Raw genomic sequence first — 1,049 nt, 5'->3', positions numbered from 1 at the left:
GCTTCCTGCCGATGGTCGACACCACCGTCGCCAAGGAAACCCAGAAACTGCTCAAGAAGCAGGGCCTGGACATTCGCCTGGGCGCTCGCGTCACCGGCTCCGAGGTCAAGGACAACGAAGTCGTCGTCAAGTACACCGACGGTGACGGCGAGCAGGAGATCACCTTCGACAAGCTGATCGTCTGCGTTGGCCGTCGTCCCTACACCAAGGGCGTGATCAGTGACGGCGTGAGCATCGAGCTCGATGAGCGTGGCTTCATCTTCGTCGACGACCAGTGCCGCACCAACGTGCCCGGCATCTACGCCATCGGCGACTGCGTGCGCGGCCAGATGCTGGCGCACAAGGCCTCGGAAGAGGGCATCATGGTTGCGGACATCATCGCCGGTCACAAGGCCGAGATGAACTACGACGCCATTCCGTGTGTCATCTACACCGCGCCGGAAGTGGCCTGGGTCGGCATGACCGAGCAGGACGCCAAGGCGAAGGGCATCGAGGTCAAGACCGGCACCTTCCCGTTCGCGGCGAGCGGCCGCGCGATGGCCAACAACGCCACTGAAGGCAGCGCCAAGATCATCGCCGATGCCGAGACCGATCGTATCCTCGGCGTTCACATCGTCGGCCAGCACGCCGGCGAGCTGATCGCCCAGGGCGTGATCGCCATGGAATTCGGCTCCAGCGCCGAAGACCTGGCCCTGACCTGCTACGCGCACCCGACCATGTCCGAGGCGGTCCACGAAGCGGCGCTCGCCGTGGAAGGCCACGCCATCCACATGGCCAACCGCAAGAAGCGCAAGTAATTCAAGCAACAACCAGGCGCCACCTCGCGGTGGCGCACCACTTTCGGCGCGGTCCACATGATGGCCGCGCCGATCGCACGGGGACGCCGAGTGCCACGCACTCAGTGTCGTTCGAGTCACATGCAACCAATGGCATGAATCGATGAACCTTCACGAGTATCAAGGCAAGCAGCTGTTTGCCGATTATGGTCTGCCGGTGTCCAAGGGCTTTGCCGTGGACACACCGGAAGAAGCGGTAGAAGCGTGCAAGAA

2 protein-coding genes are annotated in these 1,049 nt (G+C 63.0%); both read left to right on the top strand.

Features of this window, described 5'->3' with window-relative positions:
• Window positions 1-797: FAD-dependent oxidoreductase (locus BIS11_RS18430; RefSeq protein WP_253586843.1), on the top strand; the 797-nt coding region annotated here is incomplete at its 5' end.
• A gap of 142 nt (window positions 798-939) precedes the next feature.
• Window positions 940-1,049: ATP-grasp domain-containing protein (locus tag BIS11_RS18645; RefSeq protein WP_367399236.1), on the top strand; the 110-nt coding region annotated here is incomplete at its 3' end.

It is taken from the genome of Halomonas sp. 707D4 (genome assembly GCF_024158685.1).
Classification (GTDB): Bacteria; Pseudomonadota; Gammaproteobacteria; order Pseudomonadales; family Halomonadaceae; genus Vreelandella.
The sequence above is the reverse complement of the archived record's forward strand: the minus strand, read 5'-3'. Positions and strand labels throughout refer to the sequence as shown.